Consider the following 25,458-nt stretch of genomic DNA (forward strand, 5'->3'; position numbering starts at 1 on the left):
AGTGAGAAAGTGTACGTTTGAAGCCATGACGTTCAACGTTGCCATTGTTGGTGCGGGGCCGGCCGGCTCGATGCTGGCTCACAACCTGGCGCAGGCTGGTGCGCGGGTGCGGTTGTACGATGCCCACGGCGGCCCGTGGGAAAAACCCTGCGGCGGCGGCCTGACGGCCAAGGCACTGCGCCAGTTTGGTTTTCTGACCGGGCAGGCAGACCGTTTTCCGCGTCAGGACATTCAGGAAATTGAGATTATTTCGGCTGGCGGACGGAGTGTGACCTTTCCATTGGGCGATGCCCCTTTTCAGATTTTTTCGCGCCGGAACCTGAATGGACTTCTATTGGCGCGGGCCACGGAAGCTGGGGCGGATTTCATTCCGCTGCGGGTGACAAACCTGCGCCGGGAAGTGCATACGTGGCAGGTTGAATCCGGCCGCGACTGCTGGAAGGCGGATTTTGTTGTGGGAGCGGATGGTTGTACGAGCTTTGTACGGCGCGTACTCGGACGGCGGCTGCCTGACGCCGACCAGGCCATGTGCTGTGGGTATTACGTCCCGGCAGCCGGCGTTCCGCGCGCGGTGGTGGCGTTTCCACGCCATTTTACCGGTTACGTCTGGGCTTTTCCGCGCCCTGACCACATTTCCTACGGCATCATCAATCAGTGTGGCGAGTATCCACTGCCGAAGCTCTGGGAGGAACTCGATGCCTTTGTCCGCTGGCATCGGCAGGGCGAGTTGCCGCGCGAACGGGTCCGGTATGCGGCGCGGGTCCCGATGTTGCGGCGCGCGTCATGGAAGACGAATCGGGTGGTTGGCGATGGCTGGGCACTCGTGGGGGATGCGGCCGGCTTTGTGGACCCGATTACGGGCGAGGGTATTTTCTATGCGCTGCATTCGGCGGAGTTGCTTGGGCAATCCCTCATTGCCGGGGAGGCTATGAGTTATGAGCAGCGGTGGCGGAAGGCGTTTGAAGCTGACCTGACGGAGGCTTCACGTCGGCTGCCGAAGTTTTACCGTGGCTCGATGCTGGGCGCGTCCGTCATTGACCGGGTGCTTCAGCTTTCGACGCTGCACGGCGGTGTCGTCAGCATCATGCAGCAGGCGCTGGCCGGTGACGTGGATTATGTCACCTTGAAGGGGCGTGTGCTGCGCAGTTTCGTGGCACCTTCGGCCTGGCGCGCCCCGAAGCTGACCCTGCACACGGTGGATTATCCACGGGCGGCCTGAAGCACCTTTCCGGCACAAAGTGGCCAACGCCCGTCACGGTATCCCGGCGCCGGGGCTTGCACCGTCCAGTCTCTTTCCGTTGGCGGTGAGTCGCTGTTTCCAGAAGCCGGCACCGTTGGATTCAGAAAAACCGACAACAAGGGGCTATCTCAAAGGCCAAAATGGAAAAAGCAAACCGGATTGAGTAGAGAGCGGAGCAAGGATTCAAACCCGCTTTTCGAGACAAAGAATGTCGGGGATTATGGAGATGTGGTGCACTTGTCTGCACTGGAGGCATAGCCCCTTGCTCAAGTCAAGTATTGCCAAATGTGGAGATGAAAAATATGCAGAGGCAGTGGGTTGTACAAATCCAAAGGTCATGATGGGCAAGCCTGTCATTACAGGAACACGCATCACCGTCGAACTCATCCTGGAGAAACTGGCAGCGGGTGAAACCATAGGGCAGATTCTTGAGGCGCATCCGCAATTGACTCGCGAAGCCGTTTTGGCAGCGTTGGTATTTGCCAGAGATGCACTGCGCGCCGATGTGGTATATCCCCTTGGCTGAACGCCCGCATGAACTTTTTGGCTGACGAAAGTGTTGACCGCCTCGTTGTCGAACACCTGCGGCAGGAGGGGCGTCGGGTTTTGTACATTGCCGAGTTGGGCCAGGGATGCCCGATGAGGCTGTCCTGAACCTGGCGAATCAGGAAAACAGCATTGTTATTGACCGCAGACAAGGATTTCGGTGAGATGGTATTTCGTCAGGGACTTAACATCCACGGGGTGGTGCTGATTCGTCTGGCCGGCTGACACCTGTTCGCAAAGCGGAGGTAGTCGCTTGGCAGTCAGGGAGCATCTGCCGGAACTTTCACATTCGTTTACGGTCATCACGCCAGGGACATTGCGCATTCGTCGTGTCGGCAAATAGCTCCATGGTCAAGTTCAATAGCTGCGAACCTTGGGATACTTGACCAATTCCACAGTTTTCCGTTCTGACGTCGGGAAAAGCAGGAAAAGCGAAAAACGGCAGCCGAAAGCGCAGGGCAAGGGGCGGGTGGGTATAGGCGGCGTGGACTCACCCAAAACAGCAAGACCCCGTTGGGCGCTCCCAAGGGGGTCTTGCACAGTGTACGGCCCGCCAGAATTCTGCGGCTTGAAAAAGGTGGCTCCTCAGGTAGGACTCGAACCTACAACCCTTCGGTTAACAGCCGAATGCTCTGCCATTGAGCTACTGAGGAACGGAAGTCAGTCTTGTAGCGACCTCATCGCGGCTTGTCAATGCTTTTGTTCATTCCTCGCCAAAGAGCGGGGTCTGGGCGGTTGCGCTGCGGAAACGGTGTGCTACGCCAAGGTGGGCATAGGCCGCGCCCGTAACGACCCGGCCGCGGGGCGTCCGGTTGAGAAAGCCAATCTGGAGCAGATACGGCTCGTAGATTTCCTCGATGGCATCCTTTTCTTCGTTGATGGCGGCTGAAATTGTCCCCAGTCCGACGGGGCCGCCATCAAACTTCTCGATGATGGTCAACAGCAGCTTGCGGTCAACTTCGTCCAGCCCAAACCGGTCCACTTCCAGGCGGTCCAGCGCCTCGGCCGCCACATCCGCCGTGATGCACCCATCGTAAATAACTTCGGCAATGTCCCGAACCCGCCGCAGCAGGCGGTTGGCAATCCGGGGTGTGCCACGCGCCCGGCGGGCGATTTCCGCTGCGCCGGCTTCGTCAATCGGCGTCTCCAGAATCCGGGCCGAACGCAGCACAATCTGCTGTAACTGCTCCGGCGTGTAAAAATCGAGGTGGAAGTTGATGCCGAAACGCCCCCGCAGCGGAGCTGTAATGAGACCGGCGCGGGTGGTCGCGCCGATGAGCGTAAAGCGTGGCAAATCCAGCTTGATGGAGCGCGCGGACGGTCCCTGTCCAATGACGATGTCGAGCTGAAAATCCTCCATGGCCGGGTAGAGAATTTCCTCGATGGCCGGCGACAGGCGGTGGATTTCGTCAATAAACAGCACATCGCCTTCCTGAAGGTTGGTCAGCAGCGCCGCCAGGTCGCCCGATTTTTCAATGACGGGGCCGGCCGTGGATTTGATTTCGACCCCCATCTCATGGGCCACGATCATCGCCAGAGTCGTTTTGCCCAGCCCCGGTGGGCCGCACAGCAGCAGGTGATCAAGCGGCTCGCCCCGCTGGCGGGCTGCCTGCAGAAAGACCGCCAGGTTGTCCGTGGCGCGGTTCTGTCCAATGTAGTCGCGCAGCCGGCGCGGACGCAGTGAAGACTCGAGGTTTCGTTCTTCACCGTCCGTTTCACCCGCAACGAGGCGCCGCATGGAAGTTCGGTCAGCAGACGACATGACTTGGCGTGTCCATCACTGTCCTCTCATCATCCCTGGCGGCTGGCCTGGCGGCTAGTTCTTGAAGCTGTTTGTCGGGCGCAAGGGCGATGGCATCAGCCGGCGCGCATTCTCCGCCAGGCTCCGTGACTGTGGGACTTCGGCAATGGCACGCTTGACAACCGCTTCCTCCCGGATAATGACTTCCTGCGCCGTGTCGAAGCCGTAGGCTGCGGTCAGAATTTCGCGCCGGAGTTGCTGCCGCAAAAAGGCGTCATTGCCTACAAGGGCCGTTGGCGCGATGCCAAATTCTTGGAGACGCGGCTGGGCAAAGGCTTTGAAGGCCGCCAGAAGCTGGTCGGTGATGGGGTAGTCGCTGTCCTGGAGCGTGTGGTTGTAGTCCACGTCACGCGGCACACGGTACTGGGCAAAACCTTCAACCTGCCCGTTCGCCAGCAGGCGGCCAAACAAAAAGGTCAGGCTCGTGAGCTGTCCCTGGGCAAGCGTGTAGGTTTCGCCTTTGACCTCGACATCCGGCGTGATGCCCAAACCGCCGTAAACAGTACGCTTGCCGTCAGTGAGGTATTTCGTCAGCCCATCCTTGCCTGTAACTTCCGTGCGTGAGCGGCGGCGCTGATAGTCGTAGAGCGAAACATTGTCGTAGCGCCGCTGGATGAGGCGGCCCGTTGGGGTGTAATACTTGGCCGAAGTCAGGGTAAGGCCGTACCCGTCCGGCAGGCGGTAGGGCGTCTGGACCAGGCCCTTGCCAAAGGTGGTCTCGCCAACAAGCAGTGCGCGGTCGTGATCCTGAAGCGCACCAGCCAGGATTTCTGCGGCGCTGGCACTGCCACCGTTGATGAGTACCACCAGGGGAATGTCCTCTGGAGTGGGGTTGTTGGAAGTCAGGGCATTTTCGTAGGTCAGGCCGCGCGGCGTTCTTCCCCGAATGCTGACGATTTTCTGACCACGGGCGAGAAACAGCTCCGCAATGGCACGGGCGGCGTCCACAAGTCCGCCAGGGTTGTCGCGCTGGTCAAAGACAATAGCCTTGGCACCCCGTGCCTTGAGTTGGCGGACGGCAGCCGCGACTTCCTCCCCACTGGCCTGCGCGAAGCCACGGCGGAAGGCCAGATAGCCGACTTCCGGGGTCAGCATGAAGACGTTCGATACCGAAGGTTGCCCTACGGAGTCGCGGACGATGCGCACCGTGATCGGTGATGGCTCGCCGGGGCGGTTGACCGTAACCGTAACGGCCGTGCTGCGCAGCCCCCGGAGCCGTGAGCGTACCTTGGAGACATCCCAACCTTCGGTGGATTCGCCATCCACGGCAATGATTTCATCTCCATAGCGCAGCCCCGCCCGGTAGGCTGGCGTGTCGGCAATCGGCGACCAGATATAGACCTTGTTGCCGTGCTGCGTGATGAGCGAGCCGATGCCAGAGTAGTTGGCCTGCTGCTGGCTGCGGAACTCATTGAATTCTTCGCGGGTGAAGAAGTTGGAGTGCGGGTCGAGCGTCCGCAGCATGCCGGTGGCGGCTGCATCGCAGAGCCGCTCGTGGTCAATCGGCCCGGCATAGTGTTCCTCGGCCAGCGTCAGGGCTTCGACGTAGGCCGTGGTCACGTCCTTGCCTTTCCACACATCGCCGGGTTCGGGGCCAAGTCCAAACTCGACTTCCTGAGCCTGGACGAGTCCGCGTCCACTTCCCCCGGTGGGCACCGGGAATCCGGTGAGACACGTGACACAAACCAAACTCATGACACCGGCAGCCAACCGCGATGGGGTGCGAGGAACAGACTTCATAGGCATATCTGGGGTGGGTGAAGTTGAGAAGACACGACCCGCGCGCCAGCGGCAAGTCGTCAGGCAAACCGCCGCTCATTGTTGGACGTTACTCGCCACGGGTCAAGCCCTGGCTGGAAGTTGCTGACCCGAACGGTCATTGAAAAGCCTGCCCTACGCGCTATAGTCAAACCTTATCCGTGCTGCCAAGGGTAGGTCGTTCGTCTTATGCAAGCTTGCGTCATCACGCTTGGGTGTCAGATGAATGAGTATGACACCCATGCCATTCAGTCCCAGTTGGCCGGGGTGGGCTACTCGTTCGTGGACAACATTCACGAGGCTGACCTGGTGCTGCTCAACACCTGCGCCGTACGCGGCAAGCCGGTCGAGAAAGCCCGCTCCCTGCTCGGTGCACTGCGCAAGGAGAAAAAGCGCCGACCGGTGACGGTGGCACTGATGGGATGTCTGGCTCAGTTGCCCGAAGGACAGGCAATGGGGGCCAAATTCGGCGTGGACATTATGCTCGGACCCGGCGCCCTGACCGATCTCATCCCTGCACTTCGCCAGGGCAGGTTTCAAAGCTTTGCCTTTCGGGATGAACTGCGTGATTACGCGCCGCCGCCGCCAAAAGGCGCTCTTTCAGCTCACGTGGCCATCACACGCGGCTGCAACCACAAGTGTACCTACTGTATCGTCCCGACCACCCGCGGCCCGGAAGTGTCGCGGCCGGCAGCGGATATTCTGCGGGAAGTCGAAGCCCTGCGGGATGCCGGCGTGGTGGAAGTCAGCCTGCTGGGGCAGAATGTCAACAGCTACGGGCTGGAGCCGGGGCTGGGGCCGCACCGCAAGCTGCTGCCGGGCTTTCCTTCCTTTGCCGAGTTGCTGCGGATGGTCGGGCAGATTGGCATCCCACGGGTGCGTTTCATCACGAGCCATCCCATCAACTTTACGGACGACATCATTGCCGCCATTGCGGAGACGCCTGCGGTGTGCCAGTACATTCACCTGCCGGTACAGGCTGGCTCAAACCGGACCCTGCGCCGGATGGCGCGGGAGTACACGCGCGAGTATTACCTCGAACGCATTGCGGCAATCCGGTCGCAGTTGCCGGAAGCCACGCTTTCGACCGACATCATCTGCGGTTTTCCAGGCGAAACGGAAGCCGATTTTGAAGAAACCCTGACCCTCTATGATGCGGTGCAGTTCGACATGGCGTTTATGTTCGTTTACTCCGAACGGGAGGGAACGCCGGCCGCCAGGCACTTCGATGACATTCCGCACGCGGTCAAGGTGGCGCGGCTGATGCGACTCATCGAGCGCCAGAAGCACTGGAGCCTCATCAACTACCGGCGATGGGTGGGGCATCAGGTCGAGGTGCTCGTCAAAGGCCCGGCCCACGATGGGGATTTGATGCAGGGCCACACCCGTGGGAACCATACCGTTCTCGTGCCCCGGACAGTTGCCCCCAGGCCCGGTCTCTACACCGTCAACATCGCACACGCCACACCGCACCTGCTCTATGCCGAAGGCGCCGCGTTGCCGGAAAATCGCCCGGTCGCCACGGCGGCATGACACCCACGGGGCGACGAACAGGGAAGGCGTGTCTTGGCAGGCCGTAGGACAGGACGATGACCGAGGACGCACGCTGGCAGTGGCAGGCCGACATCATCCGGGCGCTTGGCGACGGCACGTTGCCAAAGCTCTATGAACAGATGGTGCTCAGCCAGCGCACGCGACGCTTCGATTTGTTTCATACACCGTGTCGCCGGCCGCCGGTCGTCCAGATTCAGCACACCCTGCTCGGTATCGAGCTGAAGGTCGGGCGGCGGCGGTTGGGCTGCCCGGATTTGGCCACCGCCCGCTACCTGGCTGTATTTGCCAGGCTGGGCGTGACTTCTGTTGCCGTGCCGTACGACATTTCACAGCTTCCACGGGTGGCCGACGCCTTTGAGACGGCCTGGCAGCGGATGTGTCTGGTTATCGAACAGCATCTGCAAGCCGTACCGGTACGGGCGCGGCGGCGCACCCGGCAGCAGTTTCTGGAGGAGGTCCGGCAAGCCATCGAGGCGTTGGGGGCGGGCGCGGTGCGTCCGACGTTCGTTCAGACCACACGCCAGCGCCCACTGGCCGACCGGTTGGAGTCATGACCGCCGTACCTTTCCAGACTTTCTCCTGGTGGAGTCGTTGGCACCGGTCAGTGGTCTCTCCATCACCACGGCGCACTGTGGTCCTGCTCATCAGTCTGGCGGTGGTGGTCTATCTCAACACCCTGGGCAATGCTTTTGCCTACGACGATGTTCCCATCATCGTCAACAATCCAAGTGTTCACCGAATGGATTGGTCGGCATTGTGGCGGCGCGGCTACTGGAGCCATGTCACTGGCGGCGGCGGCAACTATCGCCCTCTCACCGTCAGCACGTTTGCTGTGGAGTACCAGTTGTGGGGGGAACGTCCGGCCGGGTATCACCTGGTCAACATCCTGCTGCATGCCGCCAATGTCGCCTGGTTGTTTTACCTGTTGAGGCGCTACCGGGTTGCCGCTGGCTTGGCCAGCCTGGCGGCCGCGCTGTTTGCCGTGCACCCCGTCCACACCGAAGCCGTGGCGAATATCGTCGGGCGGGCCGAGTTGCTGGGCATGTTTTTCGGCGGGCTGATGTGGTGGGCCTGGTTGCAGGGGCGTGAGGGGGGCCTCAAAGGATGGGGTTGGCGGGTGGTGTCTGCCGTGGCCTATCTGGCCGCAGTGTTTTCCAAGGAAAACATGATCGTGCTGCCGGCGGCACTATTCGCCGGTGAGTGGCTTGCCGGAAGGTTCCGTCGCGTGGGTGTTCGGCAAGCAGCCTGGCCGTTTATCGTCTTTCTGGTTGTACTGATACCGTATTTCTGGCTGCGGACGCTGGCCGGTGAAGGGGTTGAGCAGCAGGTTGAAATAGGCCATGTGCCGCTGACCGGGCGAAGCCTGTGGGAGCGGTGCATCATCATGGCCGGGGTCGGTGTGACCTGGTATCGCCTTGTGTTGATTGGTTATCCCTTACAGGCATTTTACAGCATTCGGGAGTTTGACCTGACCCCAAACCTTCAGTGGCGCGTCATTGTGGGATTTGCCATCACGGCCAGCCTGCTTGGTCTGGCGCTGGCATATCGCCGCCGCGCCCCCCTTGTGACGTTTGCCGTTGTGTTCTGGTTTATCACTTTGTCTGTCACGAGCAATGTCGTGTTGCCAATTGGAGCACTGCTTGCCGAGCGGTGGCTGTATCTTCCTTCCGTTGCCGCCGTACTGTTGGTGTCCATAGCGGCGTTGTGGGGTGTTCGCGCTGGCGGTGCCCTGCGGCTGGGGACGCTGGTTGGTATGACCAGCCTGCTCGTGTTCTACAGTGTTGTCACCGTGTGGCGAAACCCTGACTGGCGAAACAGCGTCACGATTTTTGAAAGCCTGGTGGCTACGGCGCCGAACAACCCTTCGGGCTACATGATACTTGGCCACGAACTTATGACGATCGATCCGGTGCGCGCACGCCAGCTTCTGGAAGCGGCCCTTGAACTGGACCCGGTCTTTCTGTCGCCGCAGGGCAGTCTGGCTGAGCTTGATTTGCGGGAAGGCAAGGCTACCGTAGCCCGTGACCGTTTGGCACAGTTGTTGGCGCAGGAGCCGCCCAACCTGCCGACGCCAGCCGGGGAATGGGCGGAGTGGCACGCCCTGTATGCCAAAGCCCTTGCTTTGACCGGAGACCTTCCCCTGGCGCTCGAGCATGCCCGGATTGCTTCGCGCCAGTCACCAACCTCGTTGAAGGTGCTGTTTGAAACCAGTCAGGTCTTTTTGCAGGCCGGGCAGATCGATGTGGCGCTGGCGGGTTTTCGTCAACTCACCCTTCACGACCGCGATCACGGGCGGGCTTACAGTAACTTCGCCACGGTGCTGATCGAGCTGGAACGCTACGCCGAAGCCGAAGCTGTGTTGCTGGAGGGGTTGCAGCTAGTACCTGATAGTGAAGCTCTGCGGGCAAGGCTGGAATTTGTCCGTCAACGACGCGCTCAGGAAAAGCTCCCTTCGACGACCCGATCATCACCAAAGCATTCGGTCTTGAACACATCACCGTGAAGACATCGCTTTCACCACGCCAGATGGGTATCGCTGTGGTTGCGCTGGCCCTGCTGGTGTACGCCAACACGCTGGCCAACGGCTTTGCCTATGATGACATCAGCATCGTCCAGACCAATCCCTACATTACCGACTGGCGGCAGATACCGTGGCTGTTCACCAAGGGGTACTGGAGCCATAAATCCGGTGGCGGCGGTAACTATCGTCCCCTCACCATCATCACCTTCACGGTGGAGTACGCCCTCTGGGGGCTGGCACCCCTGGGGTATCACCTGATCAACGTGCTGCTCCATGCGGCCAATGTCGCGCTGCTGTTTGGCCTGCTCCGCTGTTACCGCGTCGCACCGGGCATTGCCGGCGTGGCGGCGCTGGTGTTTGCCGTACACCCGGTTCACACCGAGGCCGTGGCCAATGTCGTCGGGCGCAGCGAACTGTTAGGGATGTTGTTTGGCGGGCTGATGTGGTGGGCGTGGGTGGCGGCGCGGCGGGCAAAACGTCACCGGATCAAGGTTTGGGTCTGGCGCGGCGCAGCAGCCGTGGCTTATCTCGCGGCGTTGCTCTCCAAGGAAAACATGGTGACGTTGCCGGCAGCCCTGTGGTTGGCCGAAGTCCTGGTTGCGCGGCGGCGCTGTTTTCTCCGCGGTGCGCTGACCGCACGCCTGCGCTCTTTGTGGAAGGTGACAGCCTCTTTCTGGGTGCTGGCTGCGGCCCTCATCCCGTACTTCTGGTTGCGTTCCCTGGCTGGTGAAGGCACTGCCCAGATGCCAGGAGTTGGAGTGGTAACGCTGGCTGGTTACACGCTTTGGCAGCGAGCCATCATCATGCTGGAGGTTGGGTTGATCTGGTACCGCCTGCTGCTGGTCGGCTACCCGCTGCGTCCGCAGTACGACGGCACGAATATCCCGGTCATTCCCGACTGGAACGAATGGAAGTTGCTGGGACTGCTGCTCCACGCCGGATTGGTGGCCGCCCTGTGGCTCACCTGGCGACGGGTCCCTCTCGTGGCCTTTGCCATTGGGTTCTGGTTCATCACCTTGTCTGTTGTGAGCAATGTGCCAATTCCGCTGGGCACGCTGGTTGGGGAACGCTGGCTGTATGTCCCGTCAGTTGGCTATGCCATTGCCCTTGGTTATGCTGTGTGGCTGGTTTGGAGCCATGCCCTCTGGCTGGAAGCCCGGCTCAAAGCCCGGATGGGGGCATCCCGGCACTGGCATCTGCGGGCTGAAGTCACGCGGCTGTGTCTCCTTCTGCTTGTGGCCAGCCTGGTGGGAAGCTACGTGTATCGCACGGCGCAGCGCAATCTTGACTGGCGCGACAACTACACGCTGTTCAGCCGCTTCATTGAAACCGATCCACAGCATCCCATCGGTTACGTCAATCTTGGAGAAACCCTGGTTCGCCGTCAGCCACAGCAGGCACGGGTTTTTTACGAACACGCGCTGCGAGTCGAACCCCGTCTCATTTCAGCCAACATTCTGCTGACAGTCCTCGACATTGAGGACAAGGCTTTCGAGCAAGCACGGGCGCGTCTGGAGCGCATGCTTGTCAGGGAGCCACCGTATCTGGTGCTTCCCTCTGGTGAATGGGGGCTGATCCACGCCCTGTATGCGCGCGTTCTGGCGGCACTCGGAGAACGGGAGGCGGCTTTGTCAGAAGCCCAAACCGCATTGCGCTATGCACCGGAAGGGCCTCAGCCGCTCTTCGTCGTTGGGGAAACCCTGGTGACAATTGGTGAGCGGGATGCCGCCATAGAGGTCTATCGTCGTCTGGTACGGTTGTTGCCGTTGGCACCCGTCCCCCATGCACAGCTCGGTATCCTGCTGCTCGAAACTGGCGATGCCAAGGCTGCCGAACGCGAACTGCGCCTTGCTGCCGAGCTTGCACCTGACAAACCTTTTATCAGGGCGTGGCTGGAGAAAGCCAGGCAGCAGGCCGCCTCACAGCCCTGACCTCCATTGCCCACCCGGTCGGCAGCCGTCTTGAAAAGACGAAAGCCCTGCACGGCGGCAGGGCTTGGAATGGATGCGGGGACGGGATTTGAACCCGTGACCTTTGGGTTATGAGCCCAACGAGCTACCGGACTGCTCCACCCCGCGGCAAGTCGTTGCCTGGTTGTGTCAGAAGGCCAACCAAGGCAGTCGCTATTCGTAGCTGTTTCCCGGTTGCGTTGTCAAGCTTTTTGAGGTGCTTGCACTCTGGAAAGCAGACAGCGCCTGAAGGACATCCTCTGCGACCTGTTCCGGCGGCGCGGTTCCTACCGGTACGCGGATGTCAGCCTGGGCATAGTCCGCCCGGCGCTGTTCATAGCGCAACCGGGCTTCATCCACAGAGGTCCACAGAGGGCGGCGGCCATCCGGCACCACGCGCGTGGCCAGGATGTCAAACGGAACGTCGAGCCAGACACTGCATCCGGTCTGGCGAATGTGGTTCCGGTTTTCAGGCCGCGTGAACGTCCCGCCCCCAAGGGCAACGATATTCCAGGGCAGGTCATCCTGACGCAGTTCGGCGCACACCTGAACAAGCGCCGCATGCTCCCGCTGACGAAAACCGGTTTCTCCCTCCGTCTGGAACAGTTCCGGGATGGAGCGGCCGGCTGCCCGGGCAATCCGCTCGTCCAGATCAATGAAACGTCCACCGAGGCGGGCGGCCAGGTGCTGCCCGACGGTCGTCTTCCCCGAACCCATGAAACCAACCAGAAAGATGATGCCGGTTACGTCTGACACCCGCCTTGTACGCTCCATGCGGCTGCGATCTCGACCAAATACCGTTGCGGAAAACCTTGTCGTCCAGGCCGGTCAAAAGTAACATGGGGACTTGTCGAACTGGCAGCCAATGCGGCTGCCAGCTTGGGCGAGTTGGCGCAACTGTCTCGGGTTGATGAAAAAATCCACCCCACCGTTTGAGGCTTCCTGACTTCTGGTTCCCTGGCGGCCCCTGTCCGTCGCACAGCCATGAAAATCGGTAACACGGCGTCGAATCTGCTGGTGGTTTCCCTGACTGGGGCAGGGAAGGGGCGTTCCCTTGTGCTGGATAAGGAAGCCGTCACGATTGGCGTCGGGGACGGCTGTGATGTCGTCCTGGATGCGCCGGGGGTGGAGACCGCCGGGGCTGTGGCTGCCATCCGGCGCCAGGCACAGCGGTTGGAGCTGTTCGTGCATGACGCCGACCATTATTCATTTCGCATCAATGACGAACTGCACACCCCGGTGGATGGAACGCCCATTGCGCTGACCGATGGGGATGTCGTTGCTGTTGAGCCACGCCAGGTCGCTGCCGGCTGTGAGCCGGAGAAAGTCCTGCTCAAAGTCGTAGCCAAACCTCAGTCGGACGTGCCACCAGCCGCAGGTGTTCTTCAGTTTCCTGAAGTTGATGCTGGCGGGCAGCTCCATCCGCGAACCGCGACGCGCTTTCTCAAGGAACTGGTTTTTGCCCTCTACGCGGAGATGCCAGCCTGGGTACGGGCCGTGGCACTGTTGCTGACCGTGTTGATTCCGCTGTCGGTGATGTCGGCAACGGTGATCGTTTTCGTTTTCCTATGGAACTACGCCAAGCTGACGGAAGACCTGCGGAGCAAAAACCGCGATTCAGGCATCCAGATTGACGTGCTGATGGAGGAGAACGAAAAGCTCAAAAACCGCCTGAAGGACTACGAGGAAGCCATCAACTTTGCACCCAAGATCGCAGCCAGCTACCGAGGTGGGGTCTGCCTCATCGTCGGAACCTATACCTACCGGGATGCCCAGCAGCGTCCCCTGCGCTACATTGACCACAGCTTCGATGACAGCCGGGCACTTTCTGCCGATGGCAAACTCAACGTGAGCTTTGAAGGCACCGGCAACGAATTTTTCGAGGAGTTCAGCGGCACGGGATTTGTCGTCGCGGAAGGCGTTATCCTCACCAACCGGCACATTGCCCAGCCGTGGTGGACTGATCCTACCGACAAACTCATCACCCAACTTGGTGGAAAGCCTTACATCAAGGAAATTCAAGCTTACTTTCCCGAGCACAAGACACCCTTTGCCCTCAAACCAGTCGGCTTTTCACAGGAAAGCGATGTCGCCCTGTGCACCTTCAATCCAGGTGATGCCAGGATACCCATCCTGCCCATCGAGGGCTTTGAGGAAGATGAAACGAAGCCCCTGCCCGACATCACCGGCCAGGCCATCCTGCTGATGGGGTTTCCCAATGGCGTTGATGTGCTCGTGGCCCAACTCACGGATGGGCAGCTCAAACGCGATCTCGAACGGCGCTTCAGGGTATCTGAAAAGGCCATCCTGCTGGCCCAACGCGGTGAACTCGTCCCTCTCGTCACCCAGGGACACGTGACCCGGCTGGTTGCAGGACGCATCGTGCACGATGCCGCCACGCAGGAAGGTGGCTCCGGCAGCCCGATTTTCAACAGCACCGGCAAGGTCATTGGCATCAATGCCCAAGTCACGGTGGATGAAGGCGGCGGGCAGGTTCCCGGCAACAATCTGGCCGTACCGATTCGAGCCGCTTTCAAACTTCTGCGCGAAACGGGGAAGCCACTTGGTTGAAGCATCACGAGTCCAGCCGACACCCCGCTACCGGGTGCGCGCCCTGCTTTTCGATCTCGATGGCACCCTGGTGGACTCCCGCCGTGACTTGGCTACGGCACTCGATCTCACGCTGTGCGACCTGGGATTGCCGCCCCTTGGCGTCGAAGTGACGACGCACCTGGTTGGCGATGGAGCGCGCCGGCTCATCGAGCGCGGGCTAGCTGCCGCCGGTGCCGGGCCGGTGCTTTCGGACGCCTTTGTCAGCGCGGCCCTGGAACGCTTCAAAACACACTACGCCCGGCACCTGCTGGCGACGACCCGCGCCTACCCACAGGTCGGCCCGGTTCTCGAATACTTTGCGGCGTTGCCCAAGGCCGTGGTCACGAACAAGCCGGCCGGCTTCTCAGAAACGATCCTGCAGGGACTGGGGCTGCGGACGCATTTCGTAGCGGTCATCGGTGGCGATACGCTGCCGGAACGCAAGCCACATCCAGCGCCGGTTCAGGCCGGACTCGCGGCCTGTGGGTATATCAACCCGGCGGAAGCTGTCATGATTGGTGACAGCCCAAACGATATTCGTGCCGGACGCGCCGCCGGGACGCTTACCTGTGGTGTCACTTATGGCTTTCGTGCCTCGTCCGAACTGACTGAAGCCGATATACTCATTGACGACCTGACCCGCCTCACCGGGTTGTTGCAGCCGATTGCCGTCGGGAGGAGGACGTTACCATGACCCGTTACCGTCTGCTGGCCGTGGACCTGGACGGCACGCTGCTTGGCCCGGACAGCAAGCTGACCCCACGGACGCGCCGGGCCATGGAACGCGCCATTCAGGAATACGCAGTGGCTGTGGTCATTGCAACCGGGCGCCGCTTTCACTCGGCCCGCCCCATCGCCCGCGATGCCGGTCTCACCACGCCACTCGTGACACACAATGGCGCGCTCGTCAAAGACATCGAGACGGCAGCCGTTCACCACTACCAGCCGCTTGATGTGACCGTCGCGCGCGAACTCCTGGCGATCGGCAAAGCCTTTGGTGCTGACACCATTGCCTTGGATGACCCGGAAGGCGACGGGCGTATCCTGACCGATGGTGTTTCGGAGCGAAACACTGCGCTGCGCTACTACCTGGAAATCAACCGCCAGTATGTCCATCAGGTGGACGACCTGCGGGTGTTTGTGCAGGAACCCGTCACCCAGGTGATGTTTTGCGGTCCCTGTGCCGCAATGCAGTCCCTCGCGCAAGTGCTGGAACGCGACATGGCGACGGAAGCCCGGCTGTTGGTGACGACCTATCCGCACAACGACATGACAATTCTCGACCTTATGCATCCGTCCTGCTCAAAAGCCACCGGCATTGCCTATGTCGCTTCCCAGCTCGGCATTGCACGCGAAGAGATTCTTGCTGTCGGAGACAACTACAACGACCTCGACATGCTGCGCTATGCCGGGCGGGGGATTCTCATGGGCAATGCCGAACCGGAACTCAAAGCCATGGGATTTGAGCTGACGGCACCCAACACCGAAGACGGTGTGGCACAGGTCATCGAAACCTACATCTTCGGACAGCCCACGTCGCTGCCCAGTGAATGAATGGGCAGAGGTTTCCCAGAGTAGCCACGGGGCCATTGTCCCGACACGGTTTGTACCGTATGCGCATTCACATCCCACCACGGACACTCATCGCGCTGGCCGGCGCGTCGGGTTCAGGAAAGACGACCTTTGCCCGGCGGTGGTTTGCGCCAACCGAGGTGCTTTCCTCGGATGTGTTCAGGTCGCTGGTGGCGGACGACGAACGGGATCAGTCGGCGACGGGAGATGCCTTCGACGCCTTGTATTTTATTGCTGCCCGCCGATTGGCGCGGGGGAAACTGACTGTCGTGGACGCCACCCATGCGTATCCGTTCACACGAATGCGGCTGCGGGAATTTGCCCTGGCCCAGGGCGTCGAAGTGGTGTTGATCGTCTTTGACCTGCCGCTTGAAATCTGCCTGGCCGGCAACGCGGCGCGTCCGCACCGCCAGGTGCCACCGGAAGTCGTGGCGCAACAGCACGCGGCGTTGCGCCAGGCGCGTCCAGCCCTGGGCGCGGAGGGTTTTTCCTCCGTCATCACCCTGGAAACCCCGGAGGCCGTGTCGTCTGTGGTGGTTGTCCGTCAACCACTCACTGTCGGGGAAGCCGCAGAGAGAAACGTTACACTGGGGGATGCCAAGGGCTGGTAGGCGCTGGTGCCGGTCTGTGATAGCGTGAGCTGGTCTGATTCAACGAGCGGAGAAACCAAGGTATGAAAACCGTGAAGTGTGTGCCAATGCTGTTGCTTGCGGCTGGGCTGCTGACTGCGGCCTGTGGCGATGCACCGCGCCCGGTATCCTCGAATGCACCGGCGCCAGCGGCAGGTGGTTATGGAGCTGGCACCCCGGCGCCGACGCCACCGGCCGGGCAGCCCCCAGCTTCGGTGCCGAATGCTGCGCCCAAGTATGGCGATCCGGTGACGGACGAAAACTTCATCAAGTTACTCAAACCGGAAACCCTGGCTCTGGTTGAAAAGGTTCGCAAGTGCCAGAAGGACTATGATGCAGCGCCACAGAACGCCGCCCTCAAGCGCCAGCTTGTCGCGGCTAAGGTCGAATATGGAAATGCCCTGCGCGATCTTGGACAAGCCGGGCCGCGCATTTACTATCCGGCGGCGCTGCGGATGTACCGGCAGGTGCTGGCTCTGGACCCCGACAACAAAGAGGCGCTGGAAAAGAAAAAAGAGATCGAACTCATCTACCAGAGTATGGGGCGGCCTATCCCGGACTAGGGCCTGAGACCGGGGCACCGGAGATTTGGGCGGCGCGTTGCCGCTTGTCCAGCACTTGGATATAGTTTTCGGGCGTGGTTCATAGTTGGTGTGATTTTCCCGCCCGCAAGACACCAGCGACGAGCCGTGAGCCTGTACCAGAAAGCCCGTGAAAGGCAAAAAGAGGTTGGGGGAATGAGCGCTGCTTCGACAACAACATCGCCTGTCCACACTGAGCCGGACACCCTGCAGGCTGCCCAGCAGCGTTGGGAAGCCACGACGTTGGCCAGGACGCTGGCCAGGATGCCGGAGAGCCGTTCGGGCTTCACAACGGTTTCACTGCGTCCGATTCAGCGGCTTTACACGCCCAATGACCTCCCGGATTTTGACTACGTCCGCGACCTTGGCTTTCCCGGAGAGTTTCCCTACACGCGGGGGATTCATGCCACCGGCTACCGGGGCAAGTTGTGGACGATGCGCCAGTTTGCCGGATTTGGCTCGCCGGAGGATACGAATCAACGGTTCCGGTATCTGCTGGAGCAGGGGCAAACCGGATTGTCAGTGGCGTTCGACCTGCCGACGTTGATGGGGTACGACGCCGACAGCCCCTTTTCGCTGGGCGAAGTCGGCAAGTGTGGGGTCTCGGTGTCCAGCCTGGCCGATATGGAAACCCTGTTTGCCGGGATTCCACTCGAAAAGGTGACGACCTCGATGACCATCAATGCCCCCGCCTCGGTCATCTTTGCCATGTTCATCGTCACGGCCGAGAAGCAGGGGGCGGATTTACGCAAGGTTTCCGGTACGCTCCAAAACGACATTCTCAAGGAATACATTGCCCAGAAAGAATGGATTTATCCACCCCGTCCGGCGATGCGGCTGGTGACGGACAGTATTGCCTTCTGCGTCGAGCACATGCCGAAGTTCAATCCCGTGTCCATTTCGGGCTATCACATTCGGGAAGCCGGCGCGACGGCCGCGCAGGAACTGGCCTTTACCCTGCGGGACGGCATTGAGTACGTCCAGGCTTGCATCGAAGCTGGTCTCAACGTGGATGACTTTGCCCCCCGGCTTTCGTTTTTCTTCAACGCCCACAACGATTTCTTTGAGGAAATTGCCAAGTACCGCGCAGCGCGGCGGCTCTGGGCGCGCATCATGCGTGAACGTTTCGGGGCGCAGCAGGAACGTTCCTGGATGCTCCGCTTCCACGCGCAGACGGCCGGCTGCACGCTGACGGCCCAGCAGCCGTACAACAACGTCGTGCGGGTGGCCATTCAGGCCTTGGCGGCCGTTCTGGGCGGCACGCAGTCGCTGCACACCAACTCGCTCGATGAAACCCTGGCGCTTCCCTCGGAGCAGGCGGCGACCATTGCCCTCCGTACGCAGCAGATCATTGCGCATGAAACCGGTGTCACCAATACCATTGACCCCCTCGGAGGGAGCTACTTCGTCGAAAAGCTGACCAACGACCTGGAAGCTGAAGCCCTCGATTACATCCGCCGGATTGACGCCCTGGGCGGTATGGTGGCGGCCATTGAGGCCGGTTTTCCCCAGAAGGAAATTCAGGAAGCGTCGTACCAGTACCAGAAAGTTGTGGACAGCCGTGAAAAAATCATCGTCGGGGTCAATGGCTACACCCAGTCAGAGACTCAGGAAGTGCCGCTGCTGTTGATTGATGAGCGCGCCGAGCAGGCCCAGCGCGAACGGCTGGCAGCGCTCCGGGCGCAACGTGACAACGCCGCGGTCAAACGTGCTCTGCAGGCGTTAGCCGAAGGGGCCCGCACCAATGCCAACACCATGCCGCTCATCATTGAAGCGGTGCGCACCTATGCCACCCTGGGTGAAATCTGCGACTGTCTGCGACCGGTCTTTGGTGAGTATCAGGAACCCGCATTTTAGTCCCATTCGTTGACACCTCAAGAAGGCACTGGCTATGGCACACATTCTTGTAATTGACGATGAGCCGGACGTGCGTTTGGCAACCGTGATGGCACTCAAGCACGGCGGACACACCACGGTTGAAGCCGATGGGGGGCTTCCTGCCATGCGCTTGTTGCAGCAGCAGGGGCCCTTTGACCTCATCGTGTGTGATGTGATGATGCCCGGAATGACCGGCCACGAAGTGTGCCAGCTCGTGCGTCTCAATCAGGCGACGAAAAACATTCCCTTCATTTTCCTGAGCGCCAAGCGGGACACCGAAGAGCGTCTGGAAGGCATTGGTTTCGGCGCCGATGATTATCTGGGCAAACCATTTGCGCTGGAAGAACTCCTGATTCGCGTCAACAGTGTCCTGGCCCGGCATCAGGCACTGGCTACCGGACGGGCAACGCCAGACCCGCTCCAGCAAGTTACCCTCGCCCAGTGTATCGATCTGGTGGTACGGCACAAACTGAGCGGCAAGTTGAACGTTCTGCTCAAAAGCGACCTGGGTGATAAGTCTCCCGTTTCGGGCGCCATTTTCTTCGAGGGAGGGCATGCCGTGCATGCCAGGCTCGAAGACCGTTTGGGCGAAGCTGCGGTACGGGAAATTCTGGCCTCGCCGCTTCTGATGTACTCATTTGAAGCGTATGAAGTGGCCGATCAGATTACGATGGCCATGGACATTACACGGCTGATCAAGCGACACGGGTAAGCTCAAAGCAGCCGGGGAACGCTGCCGGCGCAGGTTGCAGGCACCTGACGGATGTAGTTGTGTGGCTTTCTTTGTCGGCACATCTTTCCCCGCCATTATGTCACCTGACGGGTTGGTTTCTCTATGGAGCGGACTTCTCCAACCACGGTTCCGCCAGCGGTTGTGCCTCGGCAGGCGTCGTCAGGGGAGCTGCCGTCCACGCCACCAACCCTCGATGAAATCGAGCGTGAACTCAATGAGCGTCTGAGCAAGCTTGGGTTGCCAGCCTTGGTGGCAAGCCACGTGGCGGCCCGTGAAACGGCTCCGCTGCGCGGGGAAGCCGGCCGCACCACGCAGGTTCTCAACCTGAGCGAGTTGCGGACGGCGCTGCGCCAGCAGGTGCGGATTGCGGAAATCAAGGACCAGATTGCTGTCGTCATTGCCGATTGGCACCGGGAGCAGTTCCGCACCGGTGAGATTCGCATTGCCGAGTTCGAGGTTCGGGCGGCTGACATCCTGCTTCCGTATTGCCGTGAGTTCATTCCCAACTTTCCGCCTGCCATGCGGCCGGTCGAACTGGCCGTGGACCTCAATCTGGAAACCATTCTTCGCACGACACTGCCGCGCGGACAAAACCAGGAGTTAACCCACGAGGTCATCGAACGCTGTGCGGTGCAGGTGCTCCAGTCCCTGCTCCGGCATCCGCTCATTCCACAGACGGCGGCCGACCGGGCTGAAGTCAGCCTTCAGACGACGGTTCTCAAGGACAAAAACGGCACGGCTGTGTACTCGCCGTCGGATGCGGCCTACCTCAAGCGCCTGATCGAGGAGCAGAACCTGCTGGATCGGGAAGGTGAGATTGGTTTGCTGGCCATGCTCATCAGCGCCCGCAAGTGGCAGAAAATCACGGATGACACGCTGTTTGCCGCTGCTGTGGAATACACCCTCGAAGCTCTGGCCAAACGCCGTGGTATCCCTACCATCCAGGTACGCAATCAGGGACCCGATCATCCCGTGGCCTACATCCTGGGTGAGTACATCCAGCATCACCTGTCTGAGTCCCTCGAAGGCCAGATTCACTTCGTCGAAAACTTTCTGACGGTGACGGCCAGGGCCCTTGCTGAGGACGGCCCCCGGTTCGTGGATGCCGTTTACCAGACTTACCTGCCCTTACTCCAGGAGGTTTTCTTCAACCTGCTTCCAGAAGTGCTCCATCGCTTTCTCCACAGTTTCGAGCGGGAGTTTCTGGGATCGTCCCTGACGTTGCGCAGCAAGCTTTTTTTGCTCAAGCGCGTCGGGGATTTCTGCGAACTGACCTTTTACTGTCACGATGCGGTACGCAAGTTTGCCACTCCGACCGGCGACATCTACGCCGTCGAGCGGCTGAACGAAGGGACAGCCCACTTTGCCCGGCGCAACGGGCTGCCGCTGGCCGAGGGCATGGATGTCTTCAATCAGCGCAACACCTTGGCTGAGTTACTCATCAGCGCCATCAAGCACCGGCGCTCCCTGTTTCCGGCCGCAGATGATACGGCAGAACGCCGGCTTCATTCTGAAAACCTGCTGACCGGGGACCTGCTCAACTGCCTCAACTACCTGCGGCGGGCTTTTGACTGTGACTATGCCCGGGCGCGGGAGAACAACTATGAGCACTACCTTCAGTGGCGAGGCTTAGTGCTTGAATGGAGCCGCACCTATGTCCGGCTTCTCACCGGACGGACGCCCAACGATGTCGAGCAGTATCACCTGGACGGGCTGGCCGCCTGGCACATCGAACAGGAGCTTTCCTTTACCAAGGTCAGTTTTCCCCTGCTGCTCTACACCGACCGGGAAGCCGGACTGTCCACTATGCGTCAGCCCCAGGACATTCTGAAAGAAGCGTTCCTGCGGTTCTGGCGGGCCTTTCACATCAGCGTCCTGACCCGTGCCCAGGAGCGTGCTGACCTCGAAGAACAAATCTTTTCAGGCGAGCCTTCGTCCCGGCATACCGCACGGGTGTCGGTGGATGATCTTGGCAAACGGGCCTTCCTGGCGCGCAGCGACCTGCCCATGGCGACCTACACTTTTGAGCGTCTGGCGCAGCACGTCACGCCCCAGACCCACGATGTGGCGGTGCTCACCCAATCCATTGAAATGGCGCTCGAACTCGGAAGCCAGGCGTACACCTACGAGGAGATGGTAGCTGCACGAACCTGCCTGCGGCGCATCCAGCGCCGACTCGATGACCTGCTTGTGTTGGGCGAGACCGAACGCGCCGAGTATCGCTCCCGGCTGCCAGCCCTGATTCGTGATCTCGAACGCCGGGAACCCATCCGTCTGGCCTCGTATCTGGTGGCGCTGAACGATCTGGAAAGTCTCGACCTGACGGACGAGCGGATTCTGACCGAGTGGAAAGCCCTGGAGACGACCATTCAGCGTCTCAAGCAGATTTCAGTGGCATTGCTCATGCTGCGTTCCCGTGCGGAACTCCGGGCATTAGCCCAGACGTTCGGTGAGTGGTATGCCGCCCTGCCGGAAGACACTGAACCGCCCGAACGCCGTACTTATGCCCAGCGGTGGCAGGACATCCAGGAGTTGGCCCGGCTGAGTTGGCCGGCGTGGCTCCTCCGCCGCTGGTTTCTGCATCTGGTCTGGACGCTCCAGTGTGTGAGCTCCGTAGCAGACTGGCATCCGCCGGAGACCTACCTGCTCGAAGACTTTCTGGGACTCGATACTCCACCCATACGTCTGCGCGACCAGGAACTGGTGCTTGCAACCTACCCGCTGCCAAAACTGACGCAGTTGGTCACGCAGCTCCAGGAAACCCTGACCGAACGCCTTGCCTCCGCTGGCGGCACCTACTACACCGACGAAGAGCGGGTCCTGCTCGAACGGCGGCTGCAACGCCTTGAGCGCCTGACCCACCGTCCCCCCTGGAAGGCTGCCCTGACCCGTTGGACTTACATCGTTCTGCGGGCGCTGGTGGCGCCTTTACGCCGCGCGCCATCCCCTGCGAAGGAAAGCCATCCGCAACGCTCATGAAGACGCTCCTGAAACGGCTGGGCTTTTCTGAAGCAACGCCTTCCGAAACGAGCCGTCAAAGCCTCGGTCAGCAGGGTGAACGCCTGGCGGCACACTTTTTGACCCGGTGCGGTATGCAGATCGTGGCTTACAACGTGCGAGTGCCGGTTGGACGAACCCGGACCGGTGCGCGCGTCTATGGCGAACTGGACATCGTGGCCTTCGATGGGCCAACGCTGGTGTTTGTCGAGGTCAAGACCCGGACAACAACCGACTTCACCACGCCGGAAAGCGCCATCACGCCCCGCAAGCAAGCCCGGCTGGCGCGTGCTGCCCGACGTTACCGCACCCTCATTGGCCCGTTTGACGCGCCATACCGCTTCGACGTGGTGAGCATTGTTGCTGCGCCGGGTGCACAACCGACCATCCGACTTTTCAGGGACTTTTTCCGGCCATGAGCGAACGTCCAGGTCTTGTCGTCCTGATTTCCGGGCGTGGGTCGAATTTGCGGGCCCTGGCCGAAGCTATCCGGCAGGGGCGTCTCCGGGCTACGTTGGCGGCCGTCATCAGCAACCGCGCAGATGCCCCAGGGCTGAATTTTGCCACGGAGCAGGGAATCCCAACGCATGTGGTCTCGCACGTCGGGTTGTCGCGCGCTGAGCACTCAGCCGCTTTGCTTGAGGTCATCCGTCCCTATAACCCCCGGTTCATCTGTCTGGCCGGCTTTATGCGGTTGTTAGCTCCGTCGTTTATCCAGGCTTTCCTACACCGCGTTGTCAACATTCACCCGTCGTTGCTCCCGGCTTTTCCCGGTTTGGACGCCCAACGTCAGGCGCTTGACTATGGTGTGAAAGTCTCCGGCTGTACCGTCCACCTCGTGGACGAGGAACTCGACCACGGCCCCATCGTCATGCAGTCGGCCGTGCCGGTCCTCGATGACGATACGCCGGAAACCCTGGCCACGCGCATCCTGGCCGCCGAGCACAAAACCTATCCGGCGGCTATTGAGCGATTGCTGTACGAACCCTGGACACTGGAAGGACGCCGTGTTGTCTTTCAGTCGGCACAGGGTCAGTCGTCCCAGGGAATATAGGCTTCGTAGTACGGGATTTGACGCGGCGGAATCCGGCGGGCAAACAGCCAGACCAGTGTCAAACCGGTCACAAAGCCGCCGATATGCGCCCACCAGGCTGTGCCGCCGCTCTGCGCCGTTTCAACGCTCAGCGTGGCAATGCCGGAAGCCAGGTTTTGCAGAATCCAGATACCGAGAAACACCCAGGCCGGGACTTCAAAGGTGTAGAGCAGGATGAAAATCGGCACCAGAACCAACACACGCGCATGTGGGTAGAGGCAGATGTAAGCACCCAGTACGCCGGCAATGGCGCCGCTTGCGCCGAGGCTTGGAATGTGACTGGTCGGGTCGGAGACAATGTGCGCCCCGGAGGCCGTAAGACCACACAGCAGGTAAAACACCAGGTACTTGACGTGTCCCATGCGGTCTTCGACGTTGTCGCCGAAAATCCACAGGTAGAGCATATTCCCCAAAAAATGAAGCCAGCCCCCGTGCAAAAACATCGAGGTGAACAGGGGAACGATGAGATCAGAAAGCTCGATGCGTCCCTGATTGTAGGGGCTGAAGTAGAGAAAGTATTCGTAGGGCTGGACGGCAAACTGGTAAAAGAACCGCTGAAGTTGCCGTTCGGTCAGCAGCAGCTCAAAGGCAAACGCCCCGGCATTCGCCACAATGATGCCAAGGGTGACAAATGGGAAGCGGCTCGATGGCACGTCATCGTGAATCGGAATCATCGGGCGTGCTTCTCCCTGCGTTCTGTCAGTGTGACACCGTTTGGGAAAACCTTATGGAAAGCCATAACATTCTGCTTCACGGACTGGCCCGTCCGCGGGCGAACTATCCCCATGCGCGGCGGGTCGGGAATTTCATTTTTGTCTCCGGGCTGTCGTCGCGGCAGCCGGACGACTCAATTGCCGGCATAACCCGTACGCCTGACGGGCGCATCATACGTGACATCGCCCGGCAAACCGAAGCTGTCATTGAAAACCTGCGGCTTGTCCTGCAGGCGGCCGGAGCTGACCTGGCGCAGGTAGTGGATGTGACCGTGTTTCTGGTGGACATGGCCGACTACGCGGCGTTCAACGCCGTGTATGACCGCTACTTTACGGCTGAAACCGGCCCGACCAGAACGACCGTGGCCGTACGCGAGCTGCCGCATCCGGATTTGCTCATCGAAATAAAAGCCGTGGCCTCTGTGCCTGCGCCCTAGTGCCGGTGCGGTTGGGCTATGAAGTCAGGTCGGAGACGAGGCGTGCCAGCCAGGGTTGCCGGTGATGCTCCCGGACGGCTGCTCCAATCCGCTTCATCCACTGGAGTTCTTCTTCTGACATCGGGCCGCGGTCAAGGGCGGTAAAGGCGGCTTCGAGTTCCTGGGCGTCTTTCGGCCCGGCCAGACAGACATCGACATTTGGGTTGGTTAGTACAAAACGGTAACAGTCAGCCGCAGTCGGCGTCGGTTCGCCCTTTGGTGTCAGGCGCGCATCGAGCAGCGAGCCCCAGCGCGTGGCGGTGTAAGCCACCACACCTACCCGGCGCTGGCTGAGGTAGGGAAAGACTTCGGTTTCAGCGCCGGGATGCGCGGCGTTGTACCGCACCATGATGGCATCGAACACCGGCTCACCGATGAAGGCTTTGAACATCTGCCGCTCGTGGCAGGAGATCATAATCGAACGTACCCGGCCGGACTCTTTGAGCCGCAGGGCGGCGTCGCGGATGCGGGGCGGCGGCATGTCATTCCACCAGCCCAGAAGCAGAACGTCGGCATAGTCGGTGTCGAGTTCCCGCAGGGCGGATTCGAGCGCAGGCTTCATCAGAAAACCGACGCGGGTGTACGTCTGCACGACGATGACGAGCCGTTCCCGGTCGCGCGCTGCCAGACGGCGGATGGCCTTGCCAAAGTCAGGACGCTGGATGGAACCCCAGTAGAGGTAGTTGATGCCGCGTTCGTAGGCGGCTTCGACTTCACGCGCGCCAATGCCGTAGCTCGAACCAAGCCCAATCCGGCTGACCTGCAAGCCGGTGTTGCCAAGCGGGACTCTTTCCAAAGCGGACACCATCGTTTTGGTCGGATGTC

Annotated in this window: 24 protein-coding genes and 2 tRNA genes; 19 read left to right on the forward strand and 7 right to left on the reverse strand. The window is 60.7% G+C overall.

Annotated elements, in window-relative coordinates:
- Window positions 1-25 precede the first annotated feature (25 nt).
- The 3 genes from CABTHER_RS01720 to CABTHER_RS17340 all read left to right on the forward strand — a co-directional run bounded on the left by CABTHER_RS01720 (window position 26) and on the right by CABTHER_RS17340 (window position 2,011).
- Window positions 26-1,219: an NAD(P)/FAD-dependent oxidoreductase gene (locus tag CABTHER_RS01720; protein ID WP_014098848.1), complete on the forward strand. Its 1,194-nt coding sequence runs from the start codon at window positions 26-28 to the stop codon at window positions 1,217-1,219.
- Window positions 1,220-1,502: 283 nt separating this feature from the next.
- Window positions 1,503-1,766 (forward strand): DUF433 domain-containing protein, encoded by a 264-nt coding sequence (locus CABTHER_RS01725; RefSeq protein WP_335334121.1) that lies wholly within the window; start codon window positions 1,503-1,505, stop codon window positions 1,764-1,766.
- 185 nt (window positions 1,767-1,951) lie between these two features.
- Window positions 1,952-2,011: a hypothetical protein gene (locus CABTHER_RS17340; protein WP_371821099.1), complete on the forward strand. Its 60-nt coding sequence runs from the start codon at window positions 1,952-1,954 to the stop codon at window positions 2,009-2,011.
- A gap of 353 nt (window positions 2,012-2,364) precedes the next feature.
- Here the strand turns inward: CABTHER_RS17340 and CABTHER_RS01735 are convergent.
- The 3 genes from CABTHER_RS01735 to CABTHER_RS15275 all read right to left on the reverse strand — a co-directional run bounded on the left by CABTHER_RS01735 (window position 2,365) and on the right by CABTHER_RS15275 (window position 5,327).
- Window positions 2,365-2,439, reverse strand: a tRNA-Asn gene (locus tag CABTHER_RS01735).
- A gap of 50 nt (window positions 2,440-2,489) precedes the next feature.
- A complete protein-coding gene (gene ruvB, locus CABTHER_RS01740; protein WP_014098851.1) occupies window positions 2,490-3,524 on the reverse strand; it encodes a Holliday junction branch migration DNA helicase RuvB in 1,035 nt (344 codons plus the stop codon).
- A 78-nt stretch (window positions 3,525-3,602) separates the two neighbouring features.
- Entirely contained in the window at window positions 3,603-5,327 is a 1,725-nt protein-coding gene (locus CABTHER_RS15275; RefSeq protein ID WP_187288397.1) for a S41 family peptidase, read from the reverse strand.
- A 17-nt stretch (window positions 5,328-5,344) separates the two neighbouring features.
- Between CABTHER_RS15275 and CABTHER_RS17660 the strand changes: the two genes are divergently transcribed.
- The 5 genes from CABTHER_RS17660 (at window position 5,345) to CABTHER_RS01765 (ending at window position 11,351) form a co-directional block, all read left to right on the forward strand.
- Entirely contained in the window at window positions 5,345-5,470 is a 126-nt protein-coding gene (locus CABTHER_RS17660) for a hypothetical protein (RefSeq protein WP_256444027.1), read from the forward strand.
- 64 nt (window positions 5,471-5,534) lie between these two features.
- Window positions 5,535-6,878 (forward strand): tRNA (N6-isopentenyl adenosine(37)-C2)-methylthiotransferase MiaB, encoded by a 1,344-nt coding sequence (miaB, locus tag CABTHER_RS01750; RefSeq protein ID WP_049787444.1) that lies wholly within the window; start codon window positions 5,535-5,537, stop codon window positions 6,876-6,878.
- A gap of 56 nt (window positions 6,879-6,934) precedes the next feature.
- The gene (locus tag CABTHER_RS01755) at window positions 6,935-7,453 is read left to right on the forward strand and encodes a hypothetical protein (RefSeq protein ID WP_014098854.1); all 519 of its coding nucleotides are present in this window, start codon (window positions 6,935-6,937) and stop codon (window positions 7,451-7,453) included.
- On the forward strand, window positions 7,450-9,402 hold the full coding sequence (locus CABTHER_RS01760; RefSeq protein ID WP_148263896.1) for a tetratricopeptide repeat protein: 1,953 nt from the start codon (window positions 7,450-7,452) through the stop codon (window positions 9,400-9,402). The genes CABTHER_RS01755 and CABTHER_RS01760 overlap by 4 nt, the downstream gene beginning before the upstream one ends.
- A complete protein-coding gene (locus tag CABTHER_RS01765) occupies window positions 9,399-11,351 on the forward strand; it encodes a tetratricopeptide repeat protein (protein WP_148263897.1) in 1,953 nt (650 codons plus the stop codon). The genes CABTHER_RS01760 and CABTHER_RS01765 overlap by 4 nt, the downstream gene beginning before the upstream one ends.
- Before the next feature lie 70 nt (window positions 11,352-11,421).
- Here CABTHER_RS01765 and CABTHER_RS01770 read toward each other — a convergent pair.
- Window positions 11,422-11,498, reverse strand: a tRNA-Met gene (locus CABTHER_RS01770).
- A 45-nt stretch (window positions 11,499-11,543) separates the two neighbouring features.
- On the reverse strand, window positions 11,544-12,143 hold the full coding sequence (locus CABTHER_RS01775; RefSeq protein ID WP_014098857.1) for a shikimate kinase: 600 nt from the start codon (window positions 12,141-12,143) through the stop codon (window positions 11,544-11,546).
- A 210-nt stretch (window positions 12,144-12,353) separates the two neighbouring features.
- Between CABTHER_RS01775 and CABTHER_RS01780 the strand changes: the two genes are divergently transcribed.
- The 10 genes from CABTHER_RS01780 (at window position 12,354) to purN (ending at window position 23,405) form a co-directional block, all read left to right on the forward strand.
- Complete coding sequence (locus CABTHER_RS01780; protein ID WP_014098858.1) at window positions 12,354-13,940, forward strand: trypsin-like peptidase domain-containing protein; 1,587 nt, start codon at window positions 12,354-12,356, stop codon at window positions 13,938-13,940.
- Window positions 13,933-14,655: an HAD-IA family hydrolase gene (locus tag CABTHER_RS01785; protein ID WP_187288398.1), complete on the forward strand. Its 723-nt coding sequence runs from the start codon at window positions 13,933-13,935 to the stop codon at window positions 14,653-14,655. The genes CABTHER_RS01780 and CABTHER_RS01785 overlap by 8 nt, the downstream gene beginning before the upstream one ends.
- A complete protein-coding gene (locus CABTHER_RS01790; protein ID WP_014098860.1) occupies window positions 14,652-15,515 on the forward strand; it encodes a Cof-type HAD-IIB family hydrolase in 864 nt (287 codons plus the stop codon). The genes CABTHER_RS01785 and CABTHER_RS01790 overlap by 4 nt, the downstream gene beginning before the upstream one ends.
- A gap of 59 nt (window positions 15,516-15,574) precedes the next feature.
- Window positions 15,575-16,144, forward strand: coding sequence for an AAA family ATPase (locus CABTHER_RS01795; RefSeq protein WP_014098861.1), 570 nt, complete (start codon window positions 15,575-15,577; stop codon window positions 16,142-16,144).
- Window positions 16,145-16,206: 62 nt separating this feature from the next.
- Window positions 16,207-16,725, forward strand: a complete 519-nt coding sequence (locus tag CABTHER_RS01800; RefSeq protein WP_014098862.1) for a tetratricopeptide repeat protein — start codon at window positions 16,207-16,209, stop codon at window positions 16,723-16,725.
- 174 nt (window positions 16,726-16,899) lie between these two features.
- Complete coding sequence (locus tag CABTHER_RS01805) at window positions 16,900-18,600, forward strand: acyl-CoA mutase large subunit family protein (RefSeq protein ID WP_014098863.1); 1,701 nt, start codon at window positions 16,900-16,902, stop codon at window positions 18,598-18,600.
- 34 nt (window positions 18,601-18,634) lie between these two features.
- Window positions 18,635-19,333 carry a response regulator transcription factor gene (locus tag CABTHER_RS15280; protein WP_014098864.1) on the forward strand — a complete coding sequence of 233 codons (699 nt, stop codon included), beginning with the start codon at window positions 18,635-18,637 and terminating at the stop codon, window positions 19,331-19,333.
- A 123-nt stretch (window positions 19,334-19,456) separates the two neighbouring features.
- On the forward strand, window positions 19,457-22,333 hold the full coding sequence (locus tag CABTHER_RS01815) for a hypothetical protein (RefSeq protein ID WP_014098865.1): 2,877 nt from the start codon (window positions 19,457-19,459) through the stop codon (window positions 22,331-22,333).
- Window positions 22,330-22,770 carry a YraN family protein gene (locus CABTHER_RS01820; protein ID WP_014098866.1) on the forward strand — a complete coding sequence of 147 codons (441 nt, stop codon included), beginning with the start codon at window positions 22,330-22,332 and terminating at the stop codon, window positions 22,768-22,770. The genes CABTHER_RS01815 and CABTHER_RS01820 overlap by 4 nt, the downstream gene beginning before the upstream one ends.
- On the forward strand, window positions 22,767-23,405 hold the full coding sequence (gene purN, locus CABTHER_RS01825; RefSeq protein WP_014098867.1) for a phosphoribosylglycinamide formyltransferase: 639 nt from the start codon (window positions 22,767-22,769) through the stop codon (window positions 23,403-23,405). The genes CABTHER_RS01820 and purN overlap by 4 nt, the downstream gene beginning before the upstream one ends.
- Here the strand turns inward: purN and CABTHER_RS01830 are convergent.
- Window positions 23,384-24,118 (reverse strand): rhomboid family intramembrane serine protease, encoded by a 735-nt coding sequence (locus CABTHER_RS01830; protein WP_014098868.1) that lies wholly within the window; start codon window positions 24,116-24,118, stop codon window positions 23,384-23,386. The genes purN and CABTHER_RS01830 overlap by 22 nt on opposite strands.
- Window positions 24,119-24,171: 53 nt before the next feature.
- Here CABTHER_RS01830 and CABTHER_RS01835 point away from each other — a divergent pair, with 53 nt between their 5' ends.
- Window positions 24,172-24,594: a RidA family protein gene (locus CABTHER_RS01835; protein WP_014098869.1), complete on the forward strand. Its 423-nt coding sequence runs from the start codon at window positions 24,172-24,174 to the stop codon at window positions 24,592-24,594.
- A 16-nt stretch (window positions 24,595-24,610) separates the two neighbouring features.
- Here the strand turns inward: CABTHER_RS01835 and CABTHER_RS15285 are convergent, their stop codons facing one another.
- A complete protein-coding gene (locus CABTHER_RS15285) occupies window positions 24,611-25,441 on the reverse strand; it encodes an aldo/keto reductase (protein ID WP_014098870.1) in 831 nt (276 codons plus the stop codon).
- Window positions 25,442-25,458 lie beyond the last annotated feature (17 nt).

The organism is Chloracidobacterium thermophilum B (assembly GCF_000226295.1).
GTDB lineage: Bacteria > Acidobacteriota > Blastocatellia > Chloracidobacteriales > Chloracidobacteriaceae > Chloracidobacterium > Chloracidobacterium thermophilum.